We start from the raw sequence: 3,796 nt of genomic DNA on the forward strand, positions 1-3,796 counted from the left end.
GCCGTTAAGTGAAAAAAAATTATGGTTCACACCTGAAGAGGTGGTGAAACCATAAATTAGGCATGCAGAACTTACAGAGCGTGCTGGTGTTTAGGGGCGAGGAAAAAATACTTTATTCTTGCCTTCTGCTTCCTCAGCGGCGTTGCTCAAAGCGTTACATGTCTCGGTAACTGCTCCACTACATTATGCTCCTCGGTAATAGCTCCAGTATTACCCTAATAACGTATATCCCTATACGGATGCAATGTCTAATCAGGGGCTCCTGCCCCGATGCGTTATTCTAATAACTTACTTCCCTGTAGATCCCCTCGTCTAATTGGGCAAACTATTATTGCCCCGCCCCTAACGTTGTATAAGGCTTGTCTGGCCGATAGTTTTCGGCGTTGAGATACTCATTGTTTGTCGTAAATATCGACTATAATCAAGTCATCTTCTTGGTCTTAATCTCTCCTATGTTTAGACGCTTCTACACTTCCCATCGAAAACGTTTGTCGGCGCTACTGTATTGCGTTATGGGTTGGTGGGGCTCTACGGTCGTGGCAGAGCCGCTGCCAAGGGCTACGTATACAGTTAAGTATGCCAAGAACATGCAAAACGAATATTCTAGAGTACGCGATTTATACTTTATTCGAATGCTCGAACTTGCTGCACAATATTCCGATGCTGATATTACCCTCGTCCCCACCCCTTTCAAAATCCATGTAAAGAGTCGTATTCTATTGAGTTTAGAAGAGGGGGTGCTAGATGTGCATTGGTTGCACACGAATGAGGCATTAGAATCGCAGCTTTTACCTATTCGTGTCCCGCTGTATAAAGGTTTAATTGGTTGGCGGTTGATGCTTGTTCGGCAAGATGATGCCGACCTGTTAAAAGACGTTTCTTCGCTAGAGGTGTTGCGACAGTTTTCGGTATTACAAAGTTTTAATTGGCCCGATACGCCTATATTAATGGCGAGTGGGTTTCAGGTCGTACCTTCTGTTGACTCTAGAAATTTGTCCCGTATGTTATTGCACGGACGGGCAGATATGTTTCCGCGCTCTATTGTGGAAGTGTGGGGAGAATTGGAAACTCAGCCCGGTTTGAACTTAAGGGTCGATTCGCACGTTGTACTATTGTATCCAACGGCCTACTATTTTTTTGTCGCAAAAGACAATGTGAAATTACACGCTGCGTTAACGCAGGGTTTACAGCGAGCCGTCGATAATGGTGAGTTTGAGAAGCACTTTCAAAATAATTTTGCGAAGCATATCAAAAAAGCCAACTTACCTGAGCGAAACTTAATCTCAATAGATAACCCTAATCTACCTGCGCTAACGCCGTTAAGTGAAAAAAAATTATGGTTCACACCTGAAGAGGTGGTGAAACCATAATTAGACATGCAGAACTTACAGAGCGTGCTGGTGTTTATGTAAAACTTCTAAGGTATGAATTACGCCACGTAGTTCGGCTAAACCTTTCAGGCGGCCCGTATAGGAATAGCCTGGTTTTACTCCTGGTGCGTTGAGCTCGTCTGCCATTAGGTGGCCGTGATCTGGCCGCATTGGAATGGCGCAATCCGTTTCCCCGTCGCTAATTCGGCGTCTTTCCTCGCATAATAAGGCATTGATTAAGCCGACCATATCGTTATCGCCATCTAAATGGTCGGCTTCGTAAAAGGAGCCATCCTTCTCGCGCTTTACATTGCGTAAGTGCACAAAATAAATACGGTTGCCGAACTCATTGGCCATTGCGGTTAGGTTATTGTCTCTGCGTGCGCCATAGGAGCCTGCGCATAAGGTAAGCCCATTTGATGGGCTGGGTACTGCATTCAGTAGTTTTCGAGCATCTTCTGCGGTGGAGACTATTCGTGGTAAGCCAAATAGTGAAAAGGGTGGGTCGTCCGGGTGAATACACATTTTTACGCCCACACTTTCGGCGGTGGGAATCATTGCTTCCAAAAATAAAAAGAGATGCTCGCGAAACTTCTCGGTGCCTAAGTCTATAAATTGTTGAATGGCTTCTCGAATCGTATCGCGGGTATAAGAGCCTTCGCCGCCAGGTAGGCCGGCGATAATATTTTTTTCCAGAAGATTTTTTTCGTCGTCGCTCATTGTGCTAAAGCGTGACTTGGCGCGGGCCAGTACATCGCTGGAATAGTCTAGCTCGGCTTGCGGCCGCTCAAGTAGGTATACATCGTAGGCTGCAAAATCAGTCATTTCAAAGCGAAGCGCTTGGCTTGCGTTGGGCAGGCTATAGCTCAGATTTGTGCGTGTCCAGTCCACAACAGGCATAAAATTGTAGCAAATAGTTTTAATACCAGCGTTACCGGCGTTAATAACAGATTGCTTATAGTTTTCTATATAGCGTTCAAAATTTCCTGTTCGCGTTTTTATATCGTTATGCACGGGAATACTTTCGATAACCGACCACTCTAAGCCCGCGTCTTCAATCAGCCGTTTTTGTTGTGCAATATCGTTTGCCTGCCACAGCGCACCCGTTGGTACTTGGTGCAGTGAGCTTACAATTCCGGTAGCGCCCGCTTGTGCAATTTTCTGCAGTGAAATGGAATCGCTCGGGCCAAACCAGCGCCAAGTTTCTTGCATGGGCTACTCCCCGTAAAGTCTATAGTGTGAATATGTTACCTCAGCTTTAACGGCTGATGTATAGCATTGTTAGCCATTAGTGGGCAATGGTAGGCATTTCAAATACCACCGTTTGCTCTTGTGTGTTTCTCTTTTATAGAGCGAATACTTTTTGACTTCTTCCCTGTAAAATAACCCGTTAATGTTACATCAATATGGCGTTGCTACGCCTCAATAGGGAGTTTATATGGATAGCGCTACAGATTTATCGGGTCAGGCGGGGCAGAAAGACATGGTGGGCTGTATTGCCTGCGATAAAAAATTGCACATATCGGCGAGCGCTTGTCCGCACTGTGGGGCTTCCCAACGTAGTGGTCGCTATAAGAGTAAAACCGTCGCGGCTCTATTTGCTTTGCTGTTGGGTGGTTTTGGTGCGCACCGTTTTTATCTGGGGCAGTGGTGGGGTGTTTTTTACTTGCTGTTTTTTTGGTTGTGGATTCCGGGTCTTATTGCCTTTGTGGAATTTATTGTGTTTTTAGCGAGCGACAGTAAAAAATGGGATGCGAAATATAACGAAGGTAAGCCTTCTGGTACTGGCGATTCTGGTGCGGGCGTGGCGATTGTTATCGGGGTTGTTTTTGGTGCATTCTTTTTGGTAGCTATTGTCGGTATTCTTGCTGCTATCGCACTACCGGCATACCAAGATTATAGTGTGCGAGCTAATGTGAATAGTGCTTTATTACAAGCTCAGCCAGTTAAACAAAAGGTGGAAGAATTTCATAGTACACATGGCCTTTTTGCCTCAGGGAATATTATGCTGGGGCTTGATGAACCATACTTTTTAGAGGGGAAGCACGAAGTCACGGTGAAGGAGGCGGGTATTGAGTTACGCTTGCACAGTGATGTTGATGCCATTAATAATCAAACATTGATATTAACACCCAGCTTAGTGGATGGTTATGTAAGCTGGGATTGTACGCGGGGCACGTTAACTGAGCGACACCGGCCGAGGTTGTGTGGCTTAGAGTAGGGCCGTTATTAGGAGTGTTGATCACCTGTTGTGGTCAACAAAAACCTGCCCCCTAAGGCCACTAAATTGGCGGCGGAATTAAAACGGGTTCCCACCTTGTCGGTGAAAACCCGTAAGGGGCGTGCACCCAGGAATTCAAAAAACGGGGAGTTAGGGCCGAGGAAAAAATACTTTATCCAATAATACTTGCCTCCCGCTTCCTCAA

General features: G+C 45.8%; 3 protein-coding genes. 2 read left to right on the forward strand and 1 reads right to left on the reverse strand.

Annotation, left to right across the window (positions count from 1 at the left end):
- The first annotated feature begins 587 nt into the window (after positions 1-587).
- Positions 588-1,370, forward strand: a complete 783-nt coding sequence (locus AC3A8L_RS20530; RefSeq protein ID WP_487964139.1) for a substrate-binding periplasmic protein — start codon at positions 588-590, stop codon at positions 1,368-1,370.
- 15 nt (positions 1,371-1,385) lie between these two features.
- Here AC3A8L_RS20530 and uxuA read toward each other — a convergent pair whose 3' ends face one another.
- The gene (gene uxuA / locus AC3A8L_RS20535; RefSeq protein ID WP_487964140.1) at positions 1,386-2,582 is read right to left on the reverse strand and encodes a mannonate dehydratase; all 1,197 of its coding nucleotides are present in this window, start codon (positions 2,580-2,582) and stop codon (positions 1,386-1,388) included.
- Between the two features lie 226 nt (positions 2,583-2,808).
- Here uxuA and AC3A8L_RS20540 point away from each other — a divergent pair, with 226 nt between their 5' ends.
- Positions 2,809-3,591: an NINE protein gene (locus AC3A8L_RS20540; RefSeq protein WP_487964141.1), complete on the forward strand. Its 783-nt coding sequence runs from the start codon at positions 2,809-2,811 to the stop codon at positions 3,589-3,591.
- The last annotated feature ends 205 nt before the right edge of the window (positions 3,592-3,796 follow it).

The organism is Marinagarivorans sp., assembly GCF_982758155.1.

Coding starts and splice junctions, on each gene's coding strand:
- uxuA (WP_487964140.1), bottom strand. CDS start 2,582: ATGCAAGAAACTTGGCGCTGGTTTGGCCCGAGCGATTCCATTTCACTG.
- AC3A8L_RS20530 (WP_487964139.1), top strand. CDS start 588: ATGCAAAACGAATATTCTAGAGTACGCGATTTATACTTTATTCGAATG.
- AC3A8L_RS20540 (WP_487964141.1), top strand. CDS start 2,809: ATGGATAGCGCTACAGATTTATCGGGTCAGGCGGGGCAGAAAGACATG.